Origin of the sequence: Virgibacillus oceani, assembly GCF_041521345.1 — a bacterium.
Lineage (GTDB): Bacteria > Bacillota > Bacilli > Bacillales > Amphibacillaceae > Virgibacillus_N > Virgibacillus_N oceani_A.
This window is the reverse complement of record NZ_JBGOHB010000070.1, coordinates 1-1,463: the sequence shown is the minus strand read 5'-3', so window position 1 is coordinate 1,463 and position 1,463 is coordinate 1. Positions and strand designations below refer to the sequence as shown.

Genomic DNA, 1,463 nt, shown 5'->3' with positions numbered 1-1,463 from the left:
ACTTTTTGATTATGTTCACTGGTTTAATCATATTCGAATTCATGGATCACTAGATTACTTAACACCTACCGAATACAAGTTAATGAACCTTTAATTATTTGTACAGTTTAGTGTTGACATACCAAATAGTCTTTATATCCCTCTAAGTTCAGATAAACTGTATCTTCGGATAATATGGTCAGCAATTTTTCATCCTTTATATCCCTCTAAGTTCAGATAAAACAGTATAAATCTCATTATCATCAGCGTCTGTACCAACCTGCTTTATATCCCTCTAAGTTCAGATAAAACTAGTGACCCATCTGGAATGAGCGTGAAATAATCGTCCTTTATATCCCTCTAAGTTCAGATAAAACAAATGCGGCATGGAGGCAGTGCATTATCTTTTGTTAACTTTATATCCCTCTAAGTTCAGATAAAACATAGGTGACGTTACCCTGTTTTATACGCATTTTTCGCTTTATATCCCTCTAAGTTCAGATAAAACGAGCAATGTCATAACGCCATGCTTTGTTGATAATGCTTTATATCCCTCTAAGTTCAGATAAAACAAGTACAAGCAGTGCTTGATGCTGAAACAGAATTTTTGCTTTATATCCCTCTAAGTTCAGATAAAACCAAACCATTCAGCTAAATCCTTAACCCCGTCAACAAGCTTTATATCCCTCTAAGTTCAGATAAAACAGATATGGGAGATATACTCCTGCCCTGTTTTGATGTCTTTATATCCCTCTAAGTTCAGATAAAACGCGGGATATAAAGTAGAATACGGCAAATATGAGTATCTTTATATCCCTCTAAGTTCAGATAAAACTTTCTGTTGTTTTCAAATGTTTTGTTTTTATATTTTTCTTTATATCCCTCTAAGTTCAGATAAAACACAAAGAGGCATGAATATTCATGTCTTTTTTATTTGCTTTATATCCCTCTAAGTTCAGATAAAACCCGCTTTTTTTCACTCACTTATATAATTTTCATGGTCTTTATATCCCTCTAAGTTCAGATAAAACAAAATCTAGTATATCTATTGCTATGTCAACTCTTGACTTTATATCCCTCTAAGTTCAGATAAAACCCTAAAAAGTAATCATCTAAAACAGTTTCAATGACCTTTATATCCCTCTAAGTTCAGATAAAACTTTTATTTGCTCTTTCATTTCATCATCTAAATTATTCTTTATATCCCTCTAAGTTCAGATAAAACAACATTAAGCTTGTACGTCCTCCAGGTATTAGCTGCTTTATATCCCTCTAAGTTCAGATAAAACTTTGGCCGAAGTAGAAGGCAGCAGTTCTTTTGACGCTTTATATCCCTCTAAGTTCAGATAAAACTCGAATGGTATGTCAACACTAAACTGTACAAATAATTAAAGGTTCATTAACTTGTATTCGGTAGGTGTTAAGTAATCTAGTGATCCATGAATTCGAATATGATTAAACCAGTGAACATAATCAAAAAGTTC

At 32.7% G+C, this 1,463-nt stretch carries 2 protein-coding genes and 1 CRISPR repeat array; of the genes, one reads left to right on the top strand and one right to left on the bottom strand.

The features are described from left to right. The coding region (locus ACDX78_RS23160; RefSeq protein WP_486031210.1) for an IS3 family transposase at nucleotides 1–94 on the top strand (94 nt) is incomplete at its 5' end. A gap of 36 nt (nucleotides 95–130) precedes the next feature. Next, nucleotides 131–1,332: a CRISPR direct-repeat array (repeat unit 29 nt; unit sequence CTTTATATCCCTCTAAGTTCAGATAAAAC). 35 nt (nucleotides 1,333–1,367) lie between these two features. On the opposite strand, the gene ACDX78_RS23155 is transcribed toward ACDX78_RS23160, so the two are convergent. Beyond that, nucleotides 1,368–1,463, bottom strand: a 96-nt coding sequence (locus tag ACDX78_RS23155; RefSeq protein WP_486030920.1) for an IS3 family transposase, incomplete at its 5' end; no start/stop codon positions are given.